Raw genomic sequence first — 19,439 nt, 5'->3', positions numbered from 1 at the left:
GAAAGGTCACGGTTGAAGGCTCTCAGGTTCGTCCAGCTTGCTCAACTCGTCCTGGGTGGTTCCCGCTGCGGTCTCATCTTCGGTGATCGCGCTGGGGGCAGGTTTGACCGCAGCTGTCTCACCTGCCTGCGGCTTGAACGCGCTCAGAATATCGGCCGCCTTGGCGCGGAATACGCTGCCGTCTTCAGCCATGAGGATCGCCTCCTGTTGAAAGATATCGACTCGCTGGAGGATCCCGGGCCCTTGTTTGGTCACCACCATCATTCCGACCGCCGGAAAGGCGCGTTTCGCCGAAGAATACATGTCGACCTCATATCGCAGGCAGCAGAGTAGTCGCCCGCAGTTGCCGGAGATCTTTGATGGATTGAGCGACAGATCCTGTTCGCGCGCATGCGCGGTCGAGATCGGCGCAAAATCCCGGATGAACGTATTACAGCACTGACGCCGCCCGCATATGCCATATCCATCAAGCCGGCGCGCTTCATCGCGGACACCGATTTGACGGAGTTCAATTCGCGTGCGGTATCGCGAGGCAAGGTCGCGCACGAGCGCCCGGAAGTCCACCCGGTGTTCGGCGGTAAAGAAAAACGTGATCTTGTTGCCGTCGAACTGACATTCACAATCCACGACTTTCATGACCAGACCGTGCTTACGAATAAGAACGAGGATTTCCTTCTTGTACTGCGCTTCCTTTTTGCGCAGGTCATCCAGGTGCAGCCGATCCTCACGGCCCGCCGGCCGAAGGATCGACCGGGGGCGGGCAGCATCCGCGAAATCGATGTGCGCATCGATCCGCTTCATGAGCACGCCGATGTCCTCCCCCTGATCGGCTTGCACGATGACGTGTTCCTGCGCCTTTAGCGCATGGTGGTACGAGTTATAGAAGTACTCTTTTCGGGAGCCCTTGAATTCAACCAGATACAATTCAGCCATGACTGTCCTTGCGTGAGCGTCTTACCCGGACACCTGCAGATCAGCCTTAAGTCTAAGTGAGAGCGACACTAAGGCGGACTGAATATGCACGTTGCGGCGAAGATCGGCAAGGGTATTCTTGATTCGGTCGGTCATCGCTACCGCCACCTTCGGATCGTCAAACGACCGTGCGAACTTGACCAGGTCCGAGCCAAAATCCACATTGACAAACTCCGCATCGCTGCCGGTGACGGCATAATATACACAATCACGAACCAGCGACTGCCAGAGCCGCAGGAGTTCCTCGGCTTCACTCCGGCCGCTTCGTTCCAGCAATTCCACCAAATGGCCGATCGTTTCCGGATTCCGGTCGACAAACAGAGATTTGAACAACAGAAAACCGACCGCCCGACGCGACAACTCTTCATCTTCTTCGACCGAAGCCAATTCGATTGCCTGCCCAAGCACCCCTTCCGACAGGCGCGCCAGGAGCCTGGCTCGCGTGTCGCTTACTTTGTAATGCTCGCGCAGATACGAGGCTGTCACCTGTTCAGGTACCCGACCAAGTTTTATTTTCTGCGCCCGTGACTGAATAGTGGGCAGCAGCGACTCCGGCCGCTCGGCCGTCAATATGATCACTGTGTCAGGTGACGGTTCCTCGATGAGCTTCAGGAGCGCATCGGCCGATGACGGCAGCATTTTCTCCATCTGGTAAAACAACACGACCCGCGTGGTTCCTTCGGTTCCCTTCCTTGATAGCGCCTGCTTGACCTCGCGCGCCAGCAGAATGGGAATCGACACCGCGGTCTCCGAACTAAGCAGCTTATACGGTTCTGCCCTCTTCTCGTCAAGGAACGCGTTGGTGAGGTCGATCGCTTCCCCCAGGTTCTTGTGCGAGGGGATCGGGACGATCAAGTGCAATCCCGGGAAATTGAGTGCAAAGATGTTCCGGCACTGGACGCAGACGCCGCACGGTACGAAAACCTCGGGATTCTCCGCGGATGGGACGGTCTCCCGGCAATTCAGGAGGGCGGCAAACTGGACCGCCAACGGCCAGTGGCCAACCCCTTCCCGCCCGCAGAAGAGATATGTCGAGGCCACTCGACCCGATCGGTAACTGCGCGACAACAAACTCCAGGCCTTCGCCTGTGCCATGGTGATGTTAGAACGATTCAATTGTCAACCACTCCACCGGATCAAGCGGCTCGCGCCCTTTACGCAATTCGAACCGGACAATGCCGTCACCCCCCGCCTGCCCAAGTTGTTGCCCGGCGCGAACCTCCTGGTTCGATTCGACGGTAATCCCGCCAAGTCCCGCGTAGGTCGTGTAGTACTCGCCGTCATGATCGACAATAACAAAATTCCCGTATCCCCGCAAATTGCCCGTGTACACGACCGTGCCGGCGGCCACGGAGTGCATAGCTCCTTTGGGCGCTCCCTTAATAACAATGCCGGGAGAGAATGACTTGAGGCGAGTGACCGGGTCGACCGAGTGCCCGAACGAAGTCAGCACCGTTCCCTTGAACGGCGTCGCCAGATTCCCTTTCAATCCGGCGAACGAGGAACTGCTGCGCGGCTGCGTCTGGCGTCGCGCCTGTGCCTCTCGTTGCTGCTTCTCCAGACGGGCGATGATCGATTCCATCTCTTCGGCAACTTTGCTGAGCGAAATGACCCGCTCAGCTTCATCTTTGCTCAGGCGACGGATCCGGTCGAGCGCCTTCTCCCGGCGTTGCTTACGGCTCTTTTCGAGCGCATACGAGGCCTCTTTTTGCTTGACCAGACCGGACATCTGGCTCCCTTCACCGATGAGTTGCTTCAACTCGGCCAGAGACTGGGAGAGGGATTGCGAGGCTGAAGTGACGCTGCCCGACTCAAAATTGGCCAGTTGCGTAAGGTAAATGAGCCGCCGGTGCATCTCGCGTTCTTCATCGGGACGCGCGAGGAATGAATAGTCGGTCTGCCGGGCAGAAACATACAATTGGCGTACGTTGGCCAGAAAACGCCGCTGCGTCTGTTCGAGATTCTGCTGACTCGATTTCTGCTGATTCTCCGCTTCGCCGATCGCCCTCGAAAGCTGCGTTCGCTCTCGTTTCAAACGGTCCAGGACCTGTCTTTGCGATGTGATCCGCTGGTCGTACTCGGAGAGGTCTTTCTGAACGCGCGCTTCCTCTCGCTTGAGCGAATCGAGCCGCGACTGGCTCTTCTGCACATCACGCTTGAGTTTCTCAAGTTCCTGGCGCTGGTCTGTCACTTTCCCCTTTTTGGGATCGGCAGCACGCACCAACCCCGCGGAAATGAAGGTTACTACGAGACTGATGCACGCCAAACACCGGATCGTCTTTGTCATCGCAGTGCCTTCCTGATGCCCAGAAGGCCGCTGACTGCCCCGAGCAAGGCTGCCGCCAGGCAGAATAACGCCATGTCAGCATAGGCCGGCACTACCACGGCGAACTGGCTGAATGAGATCTTCCGGACGCCGATCAGCAAGAGCCCCCAGGACCCCACCGCAGACATGCCGGTAAGCAAGAAGCCTTCGAGCAGAAACGGCGAAGCCGTAAACAACCGGCCAGCCCCCAGGAGCCGCATCTGGTGCAGGCCCAGAGCGCGTGCTCTGGTCATCAGGCGAATACTGTTGCTGGTCGTGATGATGGCCGCCAGCAAAATGATGGCGCCCAGCGCCAGTCCCACAGTCCGGAACAGGAGTCTTGTCTGCTCCATTTGCTCCAGCCACTTCTTACTGTAATGCACTTCGGCTACGCCCGTAAGAGCCACCAATCGCTGCTCCAGGCCCCCCATTGCGGAAAGCCCGTGATACGCGCCATCGAGTATGAGAACGAAAGATCGCGGGAGTGGGTTCAGCGAATCATACCCCACCAACAGGTCGGTCCCGACCAGATTGGCCAGGTCCTGACGCGCCTGTTCCCGGGAGACGTACTCGACCGAGCGAATGCCCGCCATGTCGGCAATGTCGGACGAAAGCCGTGTCAGCGCCGAATCCGGCAGTTCTTCCGAGACAAACGCCTCCATGCGAAGGTCGGATAATAACGTCGCGTAGAATTGATTGGTCGTCCCGGTGGCCACCCAGAACACGTCGAACAGCAGAAACAGAAGACTCAACGACAGGAACGAGCCGAGGGCGGTCCCTGGATACCGGTAGAGCATTCGCCCCAATTCTCGCCAGACAAAACTGAACCGGGTCATTCCAGCCGCCCGTTGACGATACGGTAATGAATACTTCCCGGGATCTCCTGCGGCGGCAACTCCGACGACAAGACCAGCATGGAACGGCCCGAGACCGATGCCTTCACCATGTACTCGCAGACGTGTTGATAAGTGGGGATATCAAGACCGGCGGAGGGTTCATCAAGAACCACGAGCGGCTGGTTGGCGATCGAGGCGCGGGCTATCTGACAGAGCGTACTTTCAACTCGTGTCAAATGTGCCGGGTGATGTCCCGCGACTTTGGACAGCCCGAATTCATTGAGCATCTTGCGAAGGCGTTCCCTCTGAGTCCTGGGGCGTTCGCCGGCGATTATGAGCGGCAAGAGGATATTCTCAGTCACCGTCATCGATGGGATCAGCCCCCAAGGTCCGCCAACCCCTCCGATCTTGCGCCGGAACTTCCGCATCTGTCGAGTTCGCCCCGGCTTGACGGCTTCGCCGAATAACTCCAAGCTCCCTTCGTAAGGGGACTTCAAACCAACAAGAAGCTCCGCGATCGTTGTCTTCCCGGATCCGGCCGGCCCCGTGATTATCATGGATTGGCCGGGCTGGAGTTCGATGCTCAAGTCGGTGAAGACGAGATCCCCCCGCTCATTCTTCACTTTGAGATGCCGAATATCGATGAGCGGCCACTGAGCCATGCGAGATACTTATCCTTGTCGGTTTCAATTGACAGAAACTGCTATCATGCATACACTGCGCACGCATCAAAGGTTGAATCGTAGCGTAGTCTGGAGTGTACAAAAGGGCAGCAGATGCGACAATCAAAAAACTGTCTCTGGTTATCAGCGATAACAGTGCTCGCAATGTTCCTGTTCGCCGGCAGCACGCGGGCTGACAACTGGGAACTTATAAAGACTCCCGTCGACGACAACATCAGCGGCGTCTGGTTCGTGAATCCCGATACCGGCTTTGTGGTGACCAGCAGCGGCAAGGTTCTTCGCACCGATAACGGCGGACGGATCTGGACTCTGCTCAGGTTCCCAGGAAACATGCCGCTTGAAGATGTCAGCTTCATCAACGGCGATACCGGTATCGTTTGCGGACGGCACGGTGCGATCCTGCTTACCTTCGATGGCGGCGCTACCTGGAGTGATCGCTCCCTCAGAGATACACTACCCTGGCTTCTGAGCACGATCATGTTGGATTCAAAGACCGCTCTCGTGGTCGGGTGGGCCCGTGACGCGAAAGATCGTTCGAAGGGTTTGTTGCTTCGCAGCACCGACTTTGGCAGATCATGGGATCAACTGCCCGACCTGGGACGAGGTTACGGCGAGCTCTTCTACCGGGCGGGATCGCCCGTCTGCTTCCAGAGTTGGGGACGGTTGCATTATTCCCGCGACTTGGGAGCCACCTGGCAGGACCGCAAGACAATCGACGGTAAGCCGGGGCGCGCCATCGCTTTCTATGGGACATTCGGTGTTATCGTAGGGAATCAAGGCATGGGGGCGTACACTCACGATGGCGGCAACTCCTGGACGTCTATCTCGCTGGACGAAAGCGTGCAGTATACATCGGTGGCGCTTCTAAGCGCCGATATCGGCTACGTTGCCGGCAGTACCGGCATGCTCCAGAAGACGATCGACGGCGGCAAGACGTGGAAGGCAGAGAAAATCCCCCAACCCATTGACATACTCGATCTCTGCCTGATCGGAAACAAACTCTACGCTGTCGGTTCGGACGGCGGCATCATACGCGGTACCGTAAAGTAGACACTCTTCCCAACAAACGAAACGGCAGGTCGCCTTGCGTTTGCGGCGCAAGGGAACCTGCCGGCATTCGTACATTCACGCGCCGTCGTCGCTGCTCCGGCTCGCTCAATCCTTCATTGATGCCAGGAACCGCTCGTTGGTCTTGGTCTTCTTCATACGGTCGGTGAGGAACTCCATGGCCTCGATCGGGTTCATTTCCGCCAGGAATTTGCGGAGTATCCAGATTTTGTTAAGCACCTCATCAGTCATGAGAAGCTCTTCCTTACGGGTAGACGACCGATTCAGGTCCATGGCCGGGAAAATACGGCGGTCGGAGAGGCGACGATCCAGTACCATTTCCATGTTACCGGTCCCTTTGAACTCTTCGAAGATGACTTCGTCCATTCGCGAGCCGGTCTCGATCAGCGCGGTACCGACAATTGTCAGCGATCCACCCTCCTCGATATTTCGTGCCGCACCGAAAAACCGTTTCGGCTTATGCAGAGCGTTGGAGTCCACGCCGCCCGAGAGGATCTTGCCGGAATGCGGCACCACCGCGTTGTGGGCACGGGCCAGCCGTGTAATCGAGTCCAGCAGGATTACCACATCGTGCTTGTGCTCCACAAGTCGTTTGGCCTTCTCCAACACCATGTTGGCAACCTGGACATGTCTCTCCGCCGGCTCATCGAAAGTTGACGATATCACTTCACCACGCACCGAACGGCGCATTTCCGTTACTTCCTCGGGACGCTCGTCGATCAACAACACGATCAGGCGAACTTTTGGGTGATTGGCCACAACCGACTGCGCGATCTTCTGGAGGATCATCGTCTTGCCCGCCTTCGGCGGCGACGTGATCAGCGAACGCTGCCCTTTGCCGATCGGGCACATGAGATCGATAATGCGCGTGGTCAGTTCTTCGGTGTGCAGTTCCAGGTGAAACGCCTCATTCGGATACAGCGGCGTCAGATTATCGAACAACGTCTTGTGTTTCGCGACTTCCGGGTCCTCGAAATTCACCGCCTCGATCTTGAGCAGGGCGAAATACCGCTCGTTCTCCTTGGGCGGGCGCACCTGGCCCGACACCGTATCGCCGGTCCGGAGGTCAAACCGCTTGATCTGCGATGGCGACACATAGATGTCGTCCGGCCCCGGCAGATAGTTGTAGTCCGACGAACGTAGAAAACCGTACCCCTCTTCCATCACCTCCAGAACCCCTTCGGCGAAGATCATCCCGTTGGTGGTCGAGGAGGTGGTCGCTTCCATCACCTTGTAAATCAACTCCGACTTGCGCAGGCCGGAGACGCCCGGGATATCCAGATCCTCGGCGATCTTGAGCAGCTCGGCGATGGTCTTGGCCTTTAACTCTACGAGTTCCATTTCCCTGTCATCCTATGCAATGCGTTTCTATTGTCGTTTTCGTACCGCCCGTTTGGCGGTCGCGTGTTTGGGCTCCGGACCATCCACAATCTCTTCTACCGGCGCGTCGCCCCATAGTTTTTCAAGCGCGTAGAATCGACGGGTCGGTTCGTAGAACACGTGCACGACAACGTCGATATAGTCAAGCAGCACCCAGTTCCCGTCGGACAGCCCCTCGGCATGATATGGCTTCAATCCTGCCTCCATCAGCCCATCGTCCACCGCGTTGGCGATCGCCCGCACCTGCACGTCGGCCTCGCCCGAAACGATGACAAAGTAGTCACAGACACTGGACAGCGACTTCAGTTTGAGGATCTTGACATCGAAGCCGCGTTTGGACAGCGCCAGCCGACCGGCCAGCCGCGCTAATGATAACGGTGTCAGTTTCTTCAAGAGTCCGGGTTATTTCTCCTTTGAGTTCTGTGCGTTCAGCGTAATTCTCGCATAGTCCCTGCCAACGACCAGGGTCGCGGTCACCAAGCGGTGATTGCTCGCCAACGGCTTAATGATCACTGCCGCCGGGTCCAGACCAAGCTTGGTCGCCAATGCTTTTGCGGACCGGCTATCCTGCTCGCGGGAGATCACGAACGATTGCGGGACTTCCGTGAGGTCGAAGTTACCGCTGTCGACTACTTTGATCTCCAATTCACGGTCCGAGTACCCATTCAAGCGGTCCGCTATCCACGACACCATCCCGCTTCTCCCGCTGGCGTTGAGCACCTGGAGCCGCACCAGAAGCTCGGCATCGCTGCCGGTACGAGCAACACCCCGCGCGATCCGGACAGAGAAGAACACGATATAAGCCAGAACAATGACAACTGCGGCACCGGCCAAATATTCCAACCATCGGACGAGTCGCGACCGACGGACAACGCCGCCTCCCGAATGAGACGTTGACGATTCGTGATGTTCAGATGATTTGGAATGGAGCATGCAAAAACAGTCAGGGAGGAGAAGTTACCGGTGCAGTCCTGCTACCTCGCTTTCTTTGTCGGTGCGAATGTCATTTCGTGTTTTACCAGGGGTACCGCCACCAGCCGGGTCGTCCGAAACCGTTGACCAGACCGCTGTACTGCTGTACCTCCAGCGCCATGCTGAATTTCGATGAGGGATGATAGTCCAGGCGAAATCCGGGCAAGATCGATGCATCACTCGACCCTTGACCCCAGAGCGCGCCCGTGTTATGCAGGATCCCTATGTTCAATGCCAAAGACAGCTTCGGCGAAAAGTCGTAGAACATGGTCGAGTTCAGAAGCCCTACCGAGCCGGACAATCCCCCACCTGAGAAAAACGACATGGAGTAGCTGTTCGACCAGCGAACGCGTGACATATCCAAAAGCGAGAACGGACTCGAAACCGGTCGCGCGCCCAGCGCACTGCTTTGACCGGCGCTCTGAAGGCTCGCCAAGTCAGTTGTCTGTGACCAGCCCGTCGAAACAATCAAGAGACCTGATATGATTAGGAGCAGAATTCTCTTCATAGCCTTATCTCACAATCCCTCTTAAATTTACCTTCAGCGCCGGAAGGCGTCAACCAAAAAAACCGGCCTTTACCAATTATCGGCATCCGTCCTATCTCCTTATAACACTTAAGACGCACGCGATGCCCCAAATATGTTGTACCGAATTAACGCCGGCTCGAGAACCTCTCCGCAAGCTCCTGCAACTGATCCACCGAGTTCACGCCGAGAACTTCATCCGGATTGTCGGCAGTGACAACCGAGACGGGCAAGCCGTTGTCGTGCAGTATCTTGACCGCATCCGTCAGGTAGTACTCCCCCTGTGCATTCTGGTTGCCGATCTGGTCGATGACTCTGAACAGTCGACGGTTATCGAAGCAGAACGTGCCGGAATTCACTTCGTGAATGGAGAGCTGTTGGGGCGAGGCATCCTTGTGCTCGACAATCGCCTCCAGACCGTTCCCGTGACCAGTTCGGATTATCCTTCCGTAACCGGTCGGGTCATCAAAAATGGCCGACAGGCATGTAGCCACAGATCGCGTTTGGACATGCAGGTTCAACAGGTTTTGGATGGAGCGACTTGACAAGAAAGGCACGTCGCCCGCCACAACCAGCGTGGTTCCATCGAATCCGGCCAATTGGTCTCTAGTCATCATCACAGCATGACCTGTTCCAAGCTGCTCGCGCTGCCAGGCAAACTTCACTGGGTAATCGGCCAGTGCCTGTTGAACCAATCCCCCCTTATGGCCTATTACCACAACGATTTTTTCGAACCCGATGGACATAAGTGTGTCCAGCAGAATAGCCACCATCGGACGGCCGTTAATCTCGTGCAGTACTTTCGGAAGGTCCGACTTCATCCGCTTCCCCTTGCCGGCCGCAAGAACAATGGCAGCTTTGGGTCGCGGAGAGAGCTGTGAACTCATGGAATTATCTATCCGAACTTACGTCGTCTTACTTCGATGGCCGGTTATGTACGTCCACGTGCACGGTCAGCGGCTTGTGAGTGGCTGCCGAGGCTTTGTCGAGCTGACAATAAGACAGAATGATAATCAGGTCCCCTGTTTCCCCTTTACGAGCGGCCGCGCCATTGAGCGCGATCACGCCGCTGCCGGGTTTCCCCTCGATCACATACGTATCAAACCGTTCGCCGTTATTGATATTGGCAATCTCAACTTTTTCGTACGGTACCAGATCGGCCAGACGCATCAAATCCGCATCGATCGTGATCGATCCCACATAGTTGAGATTGGCATCGGTGATTGTCGCCCGATGGATTTTCGATTTAAGCATCGTTATCAACATACTGCTCTTTTCCTGTCTTCATCCCCGTTCTCGGTGGTCAATATACGGCAATTTGAAACCGCCGCAAGTGGCCCGGTGAAGTGCCAGATAGGTCCCGCGTCCGAGAGTGTAACGATATCGGGGACAAAAGGTTCCAACTATTGCAGTTGCAGCGGGAGCCAGGTCGGAGCCGGGTACGATTGAAGCTCTTCACATATCTGATCGATGGCGCGAACCAGATTCTTCCAAAACACCTGCTTGCGGGCCGTCGAGGCTTCCAGCCAGACAAACTCTTCGTTTTCGGGTGAAAGGACTACTTCAGACCGCTGCGAAACAACTGCCACTACAAGCGGCAGAATCCAGATGGCATCTTCTTCAGGCTCGTAAAATTGAATTATATGCTCGGTTGCCCATAATGCCTTGGGGGTGAGACCAGTCTCTTCTTTGATTTCGCGGAGAGCCAATTGCGTGACTGTCTCATCGCCATGTTTTGTGCCGGTGAGAAGCCCCCACGAACCGGCGTAGCTCTCATGATAGGCGCGCTTCAGTAACAGGAATTTCCATCCTTCCAGGTCTTTCTTCACCACAGCGACATTGACGCCGGGGGATTCGATGGGGATGCCTGGACCGCTAATCATACTTTGTTTTCCTCGGACCAGTGCTCAGCAAGTACACGGCAGACGTCCCCGTCTGCCGCCCGTGCCACACGAGGACGTGTGCCCTTCTTTCTGATCGGTCAGGTCTTGACGACGCGCTTCGCGGCGTTGTGACCTGACCGTTCTTTCCGTTCGGTCAGGTCCTGCCGTCTGCCGACAGGCGGACGGTGTGACCTGATACACACTAAGTGCTCTCATGGCCGTTCGGTCAGGTCTTGCGGGCCACAACGTAACTTGTCGACACGTGTGACTATCAAGTCCTTGTCATGCAGGTTCGCACTCCTATTCAACACTTCGGCCCGTGTGACCTGACCGCTCGAATCACAGGCGCTCACCCCAACCTCATATTATCAATCAACCTCACGCCGTGCACCCGGACTGCCAGCGAACAGACCACCTCGTGGTCTACCCGTTTGCGCATTTCAAGAGTGTTGAAATCATTGAACGCAATATACTCGATCTTTGCACTCGTACAGGTCGCCAGAATCACCGCCCGCATCTCCTTCTCAATCCTCGCGGTTGCGACCACGCCCGCTCTCATCATCCGCTTTGCGGTGACAAGGGCGCGGTATAAACAGACTGCCTCCTGCCTGCCGTTTGCATCGAAGTACTTATTCCGCGATGACATTGCCAGTCCATCGGGCTCTCTCACAGTCGGCGCGATTATATATTTGATCGAGTATCCCAGATCGCGTGTCATCTGGCGAAGCACGATCGCCTGCTGGAGATCCTTCTGGCCGAACACGGCGACATCCGGACGCGTGATATTGAACAGTTTAGCTACAATGGTCGTCACGCCCCGGAAATGCCCCGGCCGCGCTTTCCCCTCAAGTACATTGGTCAGACCTTCGACCGTTACCCAAGTCTGAAAATCCGGCGGGTAAATTTCTTCGGCTTTTGGGATGAACACGATATCACCGCCGGCGCTTTTGATCTTGCGGATATCCCCTTTCTCATCGCGCGGGTATTTAGCGAGGTCTTCGTTCGGCGCAAACTGAGCCGGATTGACGAAAATCGTCGTGATGACAATATCCGCCTCTTTCCTGGCTCTCCGAATGAGTGACAGATGCCCCTCATGCAGAAACCCCATTGTCGGCACCAGCCCAATGGTTATCCCCTGCGCCGCGAGGCGGCGAGAGAAAGAGTGTATGCGCTTGATTTCACGGATGGTTTGCATGAGAATGAGTCTGCCAGAGCTAAACTATCGTCCCTGAGGAAGGGCTGTTAAGTGCACCTCACTTAGCAGAGTCAAAATGCATGTTGGTGATACAGCTACGCGCACGCGTCCTCCCCCTCCACCTTCGGATTCACATGCTCATCCTTGAAAAACAGCGGCTGCTCCTCAGAAATCTTGTGGCCGTCTTTCAAACACCGAATCACCACATACCCCCGCGCCTGACCGGCCGCCACGACCGCAAGAAGATAACCGAGAATCGAGGCAAAGATCAGAAACAACATAAACGCCATCACATGCCCCGCCGCCGACTGGCTCACAAAATAACCGCTCGAGGGTAACGTCACGCCAAACTTCAAACCCGGGAACAGCCGCAAAGTCTCGTTAACAATCTGTGACCGCACCGGCAAATGCGACAGGCCCGAGCGTACTAACTTCTCTAAATTGTCCCCTCCACCAAGCGAACTGGTCCAGACTAAAAACTGCACCGCTCGATAAGCGAAATAGGCGTAGATGAAACTACAGACCTTGGCTGCAACTACCGCATAGAGAGTAAACCCCGCCCACCGAAACGGCTGGCGGATGATGGTTGAAAAGGTCTCGAGAATCACATTGAACGTCTCGCCGTTCCGCTCCGCCGCCGCCACCGCCGGAAGCAGCAACACGGTCAGAATAAAGACGAAGAGAATAAACACGCTAAAAAGCGCGATGACAAAATTCGGAATGACGAATAAGACAGTGAAAATCCACTCCCCCACGATCGGAATGCGGCTTGCCAGCCCCAACAGGAAAAACAGAAGCACGATAAACGCCACGAACAGGGCAATCGACAGTTCGGACAAGAGCAACTGTTTCCACCGGCTTAACGCAAACTTGATCGCCCCCCACATGCCGAAAAAATGGTTGCCACGCACCGCCTCAATGTTGATCGCGGCTACGGCAAAAAACCCGAACATCACTACCAACAGCGCCGCCACGATTCCACCGTAGTACACTATTTGCGATACGATGTTACCGAATATATTGCCGGTGAACGGCAGCAGTCCCCAGACCGAAAACGCGGTGGCCAAATCTTCCCCCTGAATCCAGTAGGCCAGGTAGAAGAAGAAATCGAACTTGATCAGCGCGCCGCACAGAAACAGCGTCATGACGCCGATCTGTTTCGCCGCCAGCGCGCGGGCCGGCGCCGCCATGACATCTTTGAAGTTATAGTGTAAGGGATGTTCCATCTCCGATAATCTGACCTTTCATCACCGGCAAGTCAAGAGTGAACATGGTTGTGGTTTGGGTTCCGAAGCGAGCTTGGTCGGTTCTTCTTAAGGGCGAGTGCAGAAACCCGGCACCGTCGTCCCCTGCCACCTACAACTTGTTTATATGTCCAAGGAGAGTCGTTGCGAGGCGCTTCGCCGAAGCAATCCCGCCCCGACGGCTGAATATATAAACGGCAGACCTCCCGGTCTGCCGACTGTCGGCACACGAGGACGTGTGCCTTTTACAGTTCCGGAATGCTGTGTGGCAGCAGTCAGTGGCACGGACCCCTCGCCTGTCATTTCGCGACATCCCCTCCCCAGGGAAAGCAATTTTGTTGTTCGGTCAGGTCTTGCGGGCCGACGTTGTGCGATACCAGCACTTGCATCTGTCAGTTTTGTACAGTGTGGAAACAGACTTCAGCGTGGCGCTTCGGCCCGTGTGACCTGACCGGCTCTGACTGATTTGTCTGGAACCGGCAGTTCACACTCGCCCTCGACGGGCGATTTTTCTTATCTCGATGTATCTGACCCGATTGTCTCGGGCGAGCAAGAACTGCCGGAACGAACGACGCACAGTGAAGTCATCACGCGCCTCGCGTAAGCAAGTTCGTTTGTTGCAAATCTACGAACAGCCCTGTCAAATATGAAACTCCACCACGTCGCCGTCACTCAACTGGTGATCGTGCTGCACCCGCTGCCCCTCGAATTTCCCGCTCCCCCAGATTCGTGCAACCTTCAGCTTCGCCGCAAAGTCCTTATGGATCGACGTAGCCGCATCGATGACAGTGGCACCCACCGGCAGAATCACCGGGTCCACGAGCGCGACCTCCTTGCCAATCTGTTTGGTGTACACACGGATGATCTCCAGTCCGTCAAATACAACGCGCTTGAACGAAACCAGACTTGCGTCATCGATGAGCGAAGTCGCTACGACTGGGAAACCCGGAAACCGCCCCGAAAGTACACCCTGCCAGGAAGTATTGTCGTCCTCGTTGGCTTTGTGGGCGCAAATGACCGTCTTCTTAATATAAAATCTGGCATCTTCGGAGACTTCCCTTGTCGGTCTCAGCAGAACATGTTTTTCGCGCAAGCGCTCAGTCACGTGCTGCGCGCCCGTGGACATATTCGAATCGGTTACGTCGCAGACCAACATCACCAGGTCGGCGTTCCGAACGAGATTCGGCAAGTATGGCTCGAACAGTTCCTCGCCGATTGGGGGCGTGTCAATCAACTGTACTTGAATAGTCTCGAATGTCATCATACCGGCCATCGGTTCGCGTGTGGTATACGGATAGTCGGCTACCAAGGGCCGGGCATGGGTCAACGCCTCCAGAAGCGACGACTTTCCCGAATTCGGCGCCCCAATCAGGATTACCTGTCCTGCGCCTTCTCGTTCGATATGGTCATGGCTGACCGCATGGCTCTGGCCGTGTTTTTTGTCACCCGCCTCAAGCTGCTTCTTGAGCAGGGAGATCTTGGCCTTCATTTCCGCCTGGAGCTTGTCGGTCCCCTTGTGCTTGGGCATGATCCGAAGGAGCTCCTCGGCCATACGGAGTTTCTCCCTCGTATCTTTCTCGGCGCGGAACTCCCGCTCCAACTCATAGTATTGTGGTGGCAGATTAGCAGGCATGTCGAATTAATAGCTTCCCGGCGGCACCGAGGCAATAGGGGAATCAGAGAGCGAACGCAGCTCTCTCAAAAAGGTCATCTCGGACGGCTCGTTGGAAATCTACGGACAAGTCAGCGGTGGACCATTCAAGAACAGGTAGTCCACGATCATCGATATGTCCCCGATGTCGACCATTCCAGAGCGGTCAAAATCGGCCGCCGGCCAGAACGGCGGAACAGGCCCGTTCAAGAAGATAAACACGACCGCCGAGGTCAGGTCACCGATGTCAATGGCAGCGGTGCCGTCGATATCACCGCATACGAACCGTCCGGTAACAGTGCCCAGCAGAATCGACGCGGAGTTCTGAGAAGTGTTAGCCACTGCCAAATCCAGGTCGCCGTCACCATCGAAATCAGCCGGCGCGGCATCCCCCACTCCCTGGGCACAGCCGAGGTAGCTCCTCGGAGGCAAAAATTCATAACCGTTGTACGGCTCTCTCAGTGCAACGGAGACATACATGCCGCCCGGACGCGCGACGTCGTTATCTCCGTCGTTGTCCAAATCGGCGGTCCAGGGGTAAAAGCCGCTCATGCTGAAAAACGACGCGTTAGTCACAAAATTGGCGGCACCGTCATTCACGAACAGCGCTCCGACCGTGATGTTGGCAATATCAGCATCGCCATCAGCGTCAAAGTCCGCAGCCCAAATGTCGTAGGCTGTCGGCTCCGCCAGGGAGTTCGTCTTGACAAAAGCCCCGGTCCCGTCGTTGACCCAGACATCAACCGTGCCGGTACCGCCATTGCTGACGGCCAGGTCCTGATCAGTGTCGCCGTCGAAATCCGCGGCCACGATGCTCCTGTTCCCGCGCACAGTGAAATAATAGATCGGCGAACGGAACGTCCCGTCCCCGTTGTTGAAATAGACCATCACTGCGCCAATGGAGGTAGCACCGGCATCCGCCAAGGCCATATCCTGGAAGCCGTCGCTATCAAAATCGGCCACGCAGAGCGCATTCGGCTCACCGCCGGCAACGTAGTGCATCGCCGGTTCAAACGAACCGCCACCAGTATTCAGAAGAACCGAAATGTCGTCGGACTGGCGGTTGGCTACCGCCAGATCGATATCGTTATCGTTATCGAGATCGGCCGATACCAGACTCCAGGGCTGCTCGCCAACTGCATAGTTCACCGGATTAGCGAACTGGCAGTTGCCGACGCTCATGATGACGGTAACATCACCCGACCAGTAGTTTGCGGTTGCCAAATCAGGTATGTTGTCGCCATTCAAATCGGCAGCAATGATTTTGAATGGCTCAGTTCCGGTTTGTCCTGCAACGATTGGGAAATAACCGGGAAATGCCACCGCCACTTCGACCGACAAAAACAGCAGCGGCCCAACCAGAGCGACTTTGAAATGTCTCATAGTCATATGCTCCGCTCTAATGTTGTTACCGATATGCCCTGATGAAAGGCCTCCGTTGGTGGAGGCTAACTCGACTGAGTTCATCATAGAGCATAACTCGAATGCTGTCAAGGAATTTGTGAAATTCGCAGGACGGAATACGGTTGTTACGGTCAGGTAGGAACGGTATATTTACAAAATGGATTTCTTCCAACCAGAAAGGCCCAAGAAGGAGGTCGAGCGCGGCTCCGTCCGCCCATTGGCTGACCGGATGCGTCCGCAGACATTTGATGAGTTTGTCAGTCAGGAGAAGATTGTCGGTAAGGGAACAGCGCTCCGCAAGGCCATCGAACAGGACAAGGTCGGCTCAATCATCTTCTGGGGTCCACCAGGCTCCGGCAAAACTACCCTTGCCGAGCTGATCGCCCGTTCTACCAGGGGCCAGTTTGTCCCGTATTCCGCCGTGTCCTCCGGTATCAAAGAGATAAAGGAGGTCATCTCCAAGGCAGGCAACTACTATCAGTTGTCCGGCCGGAGAACTTACATCTTCATCGATGAAATCCATCGCTTCAACAAGGCACAGCAGGATGCTTTCCTGCCCTATGTTGAAAAGGGGGACATTGTCCTGATCGGGGCAACAACAGAGAATCCGTCATTTGAAGTCAATTCCGCCTTGCTGTCACGGATGCGAGTCTATGTGCTCAATCGCCTTACTGAGAAGGAGGTCAGTGTCCTGCTCGAACGGTCACTTGGCGACAGCGAGCGAGGGCTTGGCAAGATGCGGCTGCATTTAGCCGATGGCGCCACCGAGTTTATGGCCACCGCCGCCGATGGCGATGCCCGCCGCGGGCTGACCCTCCTGGAACTGGCCGCGGAGTTTGTCGGCGAAGGGGGTGAAATCACCGTCCCTATACTGGAACAAGTGAACCAGAGAACTGTACTCGTCTATGATAAAGCTGGTGAAGAGCACTACAACCTGATATCCGCTCTTCACAAAACCATTCGGGGTGGCGATCCCGATGGGGCCCTGTACTGGCTGGCCAGAATGTTGGAATCAGGCGAAGACCCGCTTTACGTAGTCAGACGACTGATTCGTTTTGCCGCCGAAGATATCGGACTGGCGGACCCGTACGCCCTTACTCTTTGCTTGAATGCCCGCGACACATATCATTTTCTTGGCACACCCGAAGGGGAACTGGCCATTGCAGAGGCGACCATCTACATGGCCTGCGCACCCAAATCGAATTCGGTCTACACGGCGTTTGAGATGGCCAAGTCGGACGCTCACGAACACGGTTCGCTGCCGGTGCCGCTCTGGATTCGCAACGCTCCTACTACCTTGATGAAGGCGCTCGATTACGGCAAGGGGTACAAGTACGCGCATGAATTCGAGGATGCCATCACCGACCAGGAGTATTTCCCCGACCAATTAGCCGGGACTGAGTATTATCATCCGAGACCCGTCGGACGAGAGGCGAAGATGGCGGAGTATCTTGCGAAGTACAAAGAGCGCCGACGGGAACTGATGAAGAAGCCTGAAAAACGGCCGGACAAATGAAATTCGGCTATCTCTTGAACCAGCCACCAACGTGCGTGTTTAATCATCATGCCCATGCGTAGAATACTGCTTCTGTTTGTGTTGCTCGTACCGACCATCCCGACCTCCGCTTCTATTCTCATTCCCATGGATTCCACCCAGTCGGATCACCTGAAAGCCTATGGTGTCGTGTACAAAGCGCTGGAGAATGGACAGAAAGCGGACTGGCTGCTGAATTATCGGGGCGGGTCATTTCTCTTGGACCAGTCAGCGGAGCTCGCGAATCTCTGCCTCGTCATGGGGGTTCGCTTTGAGGAAGCCACGCAGGGGGAGGTAGCGGACATATATCGCGTCATCGAAGTCGAGAACATGGAGCGGGTAGAGCTTGAGAAGGCCCCGCGGATTGCCGTATATTCGCCACCTCGTAAAGAGCCTTGGGATGATGCCGTCACCCTGGCGCTCACCTATGCCGAGATTCCGTACACAGTAATTTGGGATGCCGAAGTGCTGGCCGGCGCGCTCGACGACTATGACTGGCTCCATTGCCACCACGAAGATTTCACCGGCCAATACGGTAAATTTTACGGTGCGTTCCGAAACGAGCTCTGGTACCAGGCAGATGTCCGCGAAAACGAGGAGCTGGCCCACAAACTGGGGTACACGAAAGTTTCCCTAATGAAGCGCGATGTCGCCAAAGCGGTCTACGACTACGTCCGCCGAGGCGGTTTTTTCTTCTCTATGTGTTCGGCACCGGAAACCATCGACATCGCTCTGGCCGCCGAGGGGGTTGATATCGTGCCGCGCGAATTCGACGGTGACCCGCCCGACCCGGATGCCCAGGCACGGTTGGATTTTGGCAAGGACTTCGCATTCGAGAATTTCCAGGTTTCGCTCGACCCCATGGTCTACCGGCGCTCCAATATCGACACCTATCCCGACCGCCTGGTTCGATTCCCCTCGCCCGATAACGACTTCTTTTATCTATTCGAATTTTCTGCCAAACTAGACCCGGTCCCCACGATGTTGGTCCAGGACCATGTGAATACCGTCAACGGATTCATGGGGCAGGTGACCGGATTTCGGAAATCGCTTCTGAAGAAATCAGTGATTGTGCTTGGTCAACCTGACAATTTTGATGAGGTACGTTATATCCACGGCAATATCGGCCGGGGGACTTTCACCTTCCTGTCCGGCCACGATCCGGAAGACTACCAGCACATGGTGAACGACCCCCCCACCGAACTCTCCCTTCACAAGAACTCTCCCGGATACCGCCTTATTCTGAACAACATCCTCTTCCCGGCTGCCAAGAAGAAGGAACGGAAGACCTGAGCTTTCGTTGCGCGTCTTTTGTTTTGACTCACTTTCGCCGCGAAAGTAAATTTGGCCGATGACCAATACGCATGATAAGACCGTGCTTGCGTTCGATTACGGTGAACGACGAATCGGAGTGGCCAAATCGGACCCCACCGGTCTGATTGCATCGGCCCTTGAGACAATCGAGACCAAATCGAGCGGCGAAGCGATCAAGAGGATAGAATACTTGCTTCTTACGTATCACCCAAACGCTGTAGTGGTCGGATATCCGTTGCTCGCCTCAGGGGACAGGAGCGCCAAGTGCGATGCGGTCGACCGGTTCATTGGTCGCATCCAAAGGTTGTTCACGGGACCGGTGTATAAAGTGGATGAATACGATTCTTCGCTCGAAGCTGCAGCGATTGTCCACGCGCACGGCAAGCGAATCGGCAAGGACAAGAAACGGATCGATCGACTGGCTGCAGTAGTAATTCTCCAGCGATACCTCGACGGGTTGTATGAAAGATAG

20 protein-coding genes are annotated in these 19,439 nt (G+C 55.8%); 4 read left to right on the top strand and 16 right to left on the bottom strand.

The window, feature by feature from the left end; all coding sequences use genetic code 11:
• Positions 1-6: 6 nt before the first annotated feature.
• The 5 genes from ricT to AB1644_11310 are packed head-to-tail and all read right to left on the bottom strand — an operon-like array spanning position 7 to position 4,775.
• The gene (gene ricT, locus AB1644_11330) at positions 7-933 is read right to left on the bottom strand and encodes a regulatory iron-sulfur-containing complex subunit RicT (GenBank protein MEW6051635.1); all 927 of its coding nucleotides are present in this window, start codon (positions 931-933) and stop codon (positions 7-9) included.
• 21 nt (positions 934-954) lie between these two features.
• The gene (locus tag AB1644_11325; protein ID MEW6051634.1) at positions 955-2,088 is read right to left on the bottom strand and encodes a hypothetical protein; all 1,134 of its coding nucleotides are present in this window, start codon (positions 2,086-2,088) and stop codon (positions 955-957) included.
• Positions 2,075-3,259, bottom strand: coding sequence for a peptidoglycan DD-metalloendopeptidase family protein (locus AB1644_11320; GenBank protein ID MEW6051633.1), 1,185 nt, complete (start codon positions 3,257-3,259; stop codon positions 2,075-2,077). Before AB1644_11320 ends, AB1644_11325 begins: the two co-directional genes overlap by 14 nt.
• Positions 3,256-4,113 (bottom strand): permease-like cell division protein FtsX, encoded by an 858-nt coding sequence (locus tag AB1644_11315; protein ID MEW6051632.1) that lies wholly within the window; start codon positions 4,111-4,113, stop codon positions 3,256-3,258. Before AB1644_11315 ends, AB1644_11320 begins: the two co-directional genes overlap by 4 nt.
• A complete protein-coding gene (locus AB1644_11310; protein MEW6051631.1) occupies positions 4,110-4,775 on the bottom strand; it encodes an ATP-binding cassette domain-containing protein in 666 nt (221 codons plus the stop codon). Before AB1644_11310 ends, AB1644_11315 begins: the two co-directional genes overlap by 4 nt.
• 114 nt (positions 4,776-4,889) lie before the next feature.
• Between AB1644_11310 and AB1644_11305 the strand changes: the two genes are divergently transcribed.
• Entirely contained in the window at positions 4,890-5,846 is a 957-nt protein-coding gene (locus AB1644_11305) for a YCF48-related protein (protein MEW6051630.1), read from the top strand.
• A 105-nt stretch (positions 5,847-5,951) separates the two neighbouring features.
• Here AB1644_11305 and rho read toward each other — a convergent pair whose 3' ends face one another.
• The 11 genes from rho to AB1644_11250 form a co-directional block, all read right to left on the bottom strand.
• On the bottom strand, positions 5,952-7,205 hold the full coding sequence (gene rho / locus AB1644_11300; GenBank protein MEW6051629.1) for a transcription termination factor Rho: 1,254 nt from the start codon (positions 7,203-7,205) through the stop codon (positions 5,952-5,954).
• 27 nt (positions 7,206-7,232) lie between these two features.
• Positions 7,233-7,637, bottom strand: a complete 405-nt coding sequence (gene rsfS / locus AB1644_11295; GenBank protein ID MEW6051628.1) for a ribosome silencing factor — start codon at positions 7,635-7,637, stop codon at positions 7,233-7,235.
• Positions 7,638-7,646: 9 nt separating this feature from the next.
• Positions 7,647-8,078, bottom strand: coding sequence for a LytR C-terminal domain-containing protein (locus AB1644_11290; GenBank protein MEW6051627.1), 432 nt, complete (start codon positions 8,076-8,078; stop codon positions 7,647-7,649).
• 181 nt (positions 8,079-8,259) lie between these two features.
• Entirely contained in the window at positions 8,260-8,724 is a 465-nt protein-coding gene (locus AB1644_11285) for a hypothetical protein (protein ID MEW6051626.1), read from the bottom strand.
• A gap of 146 nt (positions 8,725-8,870) precedes the next feature.
• A complete protein-coding gene (locus tag AB1644_11280; GenBank protein ID MEW6051625.1) occupies positions 8,871-9,629 on the bottom strand; it encodes an NTP transferase domain-containing protein in 759 nt (252 codons plus the stop codon).
• Positions 9,630-9,657: 28 nt separating this feature from the next.
• Entirely contained in the window at positions 9,658-10,008 is a 351-nt protein-coding gene (gene panD, locus AB1644_11275; GenBank protein ID MEW6051624.1) for an aspartate 1-decarboxylase, read from the bottom strand.
• A gap of 137 nt (positions 10,009-10,145) precedes the next feature.
• Entirely contained in the window at positions 10,146-10,625 is a 480-nt protein-coding gene (locus AB1644_11270; GenBank protein ID MEW6051623.1) for an NUDIX domain-containing protein, read from the bottom strand.
• Between the two features lie 349 nt (positions 10,626-10,974).
• The gene (gene panC, locus AB1644_11265; protein MEW6051622.1) at positions 10,975-11,820 is read right to left on the bottom strand and encodes a pantoate--beta-alanine ligase; all 846 of its coding nucleotides are present in this window, start codon (positions 11,818-11,820) and stop codon (positions 10,975-10,977) included.
• 95 nt (positions 11,821-11,915) lie between these two features.
• On the bottom strand, positions 11,916-13,046 hold the full coding sequence (locus tag AB1644_11260) for a hypothetical protein (protein MEW6051621.1): 1,131 nt from the start codon (positions 13,044-13,046) through the stop codon (positions 11,916-11,918).
• Positions 13,047-13,704: 658 nt separating this feature from the next.
• Complete coding sequence (locus tag AB1644_11255; GenBank protein ID MEW6051620.1) at positions 13,705-14,697, bottom strand: GTPase; 993 nt, start codon at positions 14,695-14,697, stop codon at positions 13,705-13,707.
• Positions 14,698-14,796: 99 nt separating this feature from the next.
• Positions 14,797-16,098 (bottom strand): FG-GAP-like repeat-containing protein, encoded by a 1,302-nt coding sequence (locus AB1644_11250; GenBank protein MEW6051619.1) that lies wholly within the window; start codon positions 16,096-16,098, stop codon positions 14,797-14,799.
• Between the two features lie 178 nt (positions 16,099-16,276).
• Here AB1644_11250 and AB1644_11245 point away from each other — a divergent pair, with 178 nt between their 5' ends.
• The 3 genes from AB1644_11245 to ruvX are packed head-to-tail and all read left to right on the top strand — an operon-like array spanning position 16,277 to position 19,439.
• Positions 16,277-17,635: a replication-associated recombination protein A gene (locus AB1644_11245; protein MEW6051618.1), complete on the top strand. Its 1,359-nt coding sequence runs from the start codon at positions 16,277-16,279 to the stop codon at positions 17,633-17,635.
• A gap of 54 nt (positions 17,636-17,689) precedes the next feature.
• On the top strand, positions 17,690-18,946 hold the full coding sequence (locus tag AB1644_11240) for an asparagine synthetase B (protein ID MEW6051617.1): 1,257 nt from the start codon (positions 17,690-17,692) through the stop codon (positions 18,944-18,946).
• Between the two features lie 58 nt (positions 18,947-19,004).
• On the top strand, positions 19,005-19,439 hold the full coding sequence (gene ruvX, locus AB1644_11235; protein MEW6051616.1) for a Holliday junction resolvase RuvX: 435 nt from the start codon (positions 19,005-19,007) through the stop codon (positions 19,437-19,439).

Source organism: Candidatus Zixiibacteriota bacterium (assembly GCA_040753875.1).
Taxonomy (GTDB): Bacteria; Zixibacteria; MSB-5A5; order GN15; family FEB-12; genus DATKJY01.
Note: the sequence above shows the minus strand (reverse complement) of the source record. Positions and strands in the feature narration are given on the sequence as shown.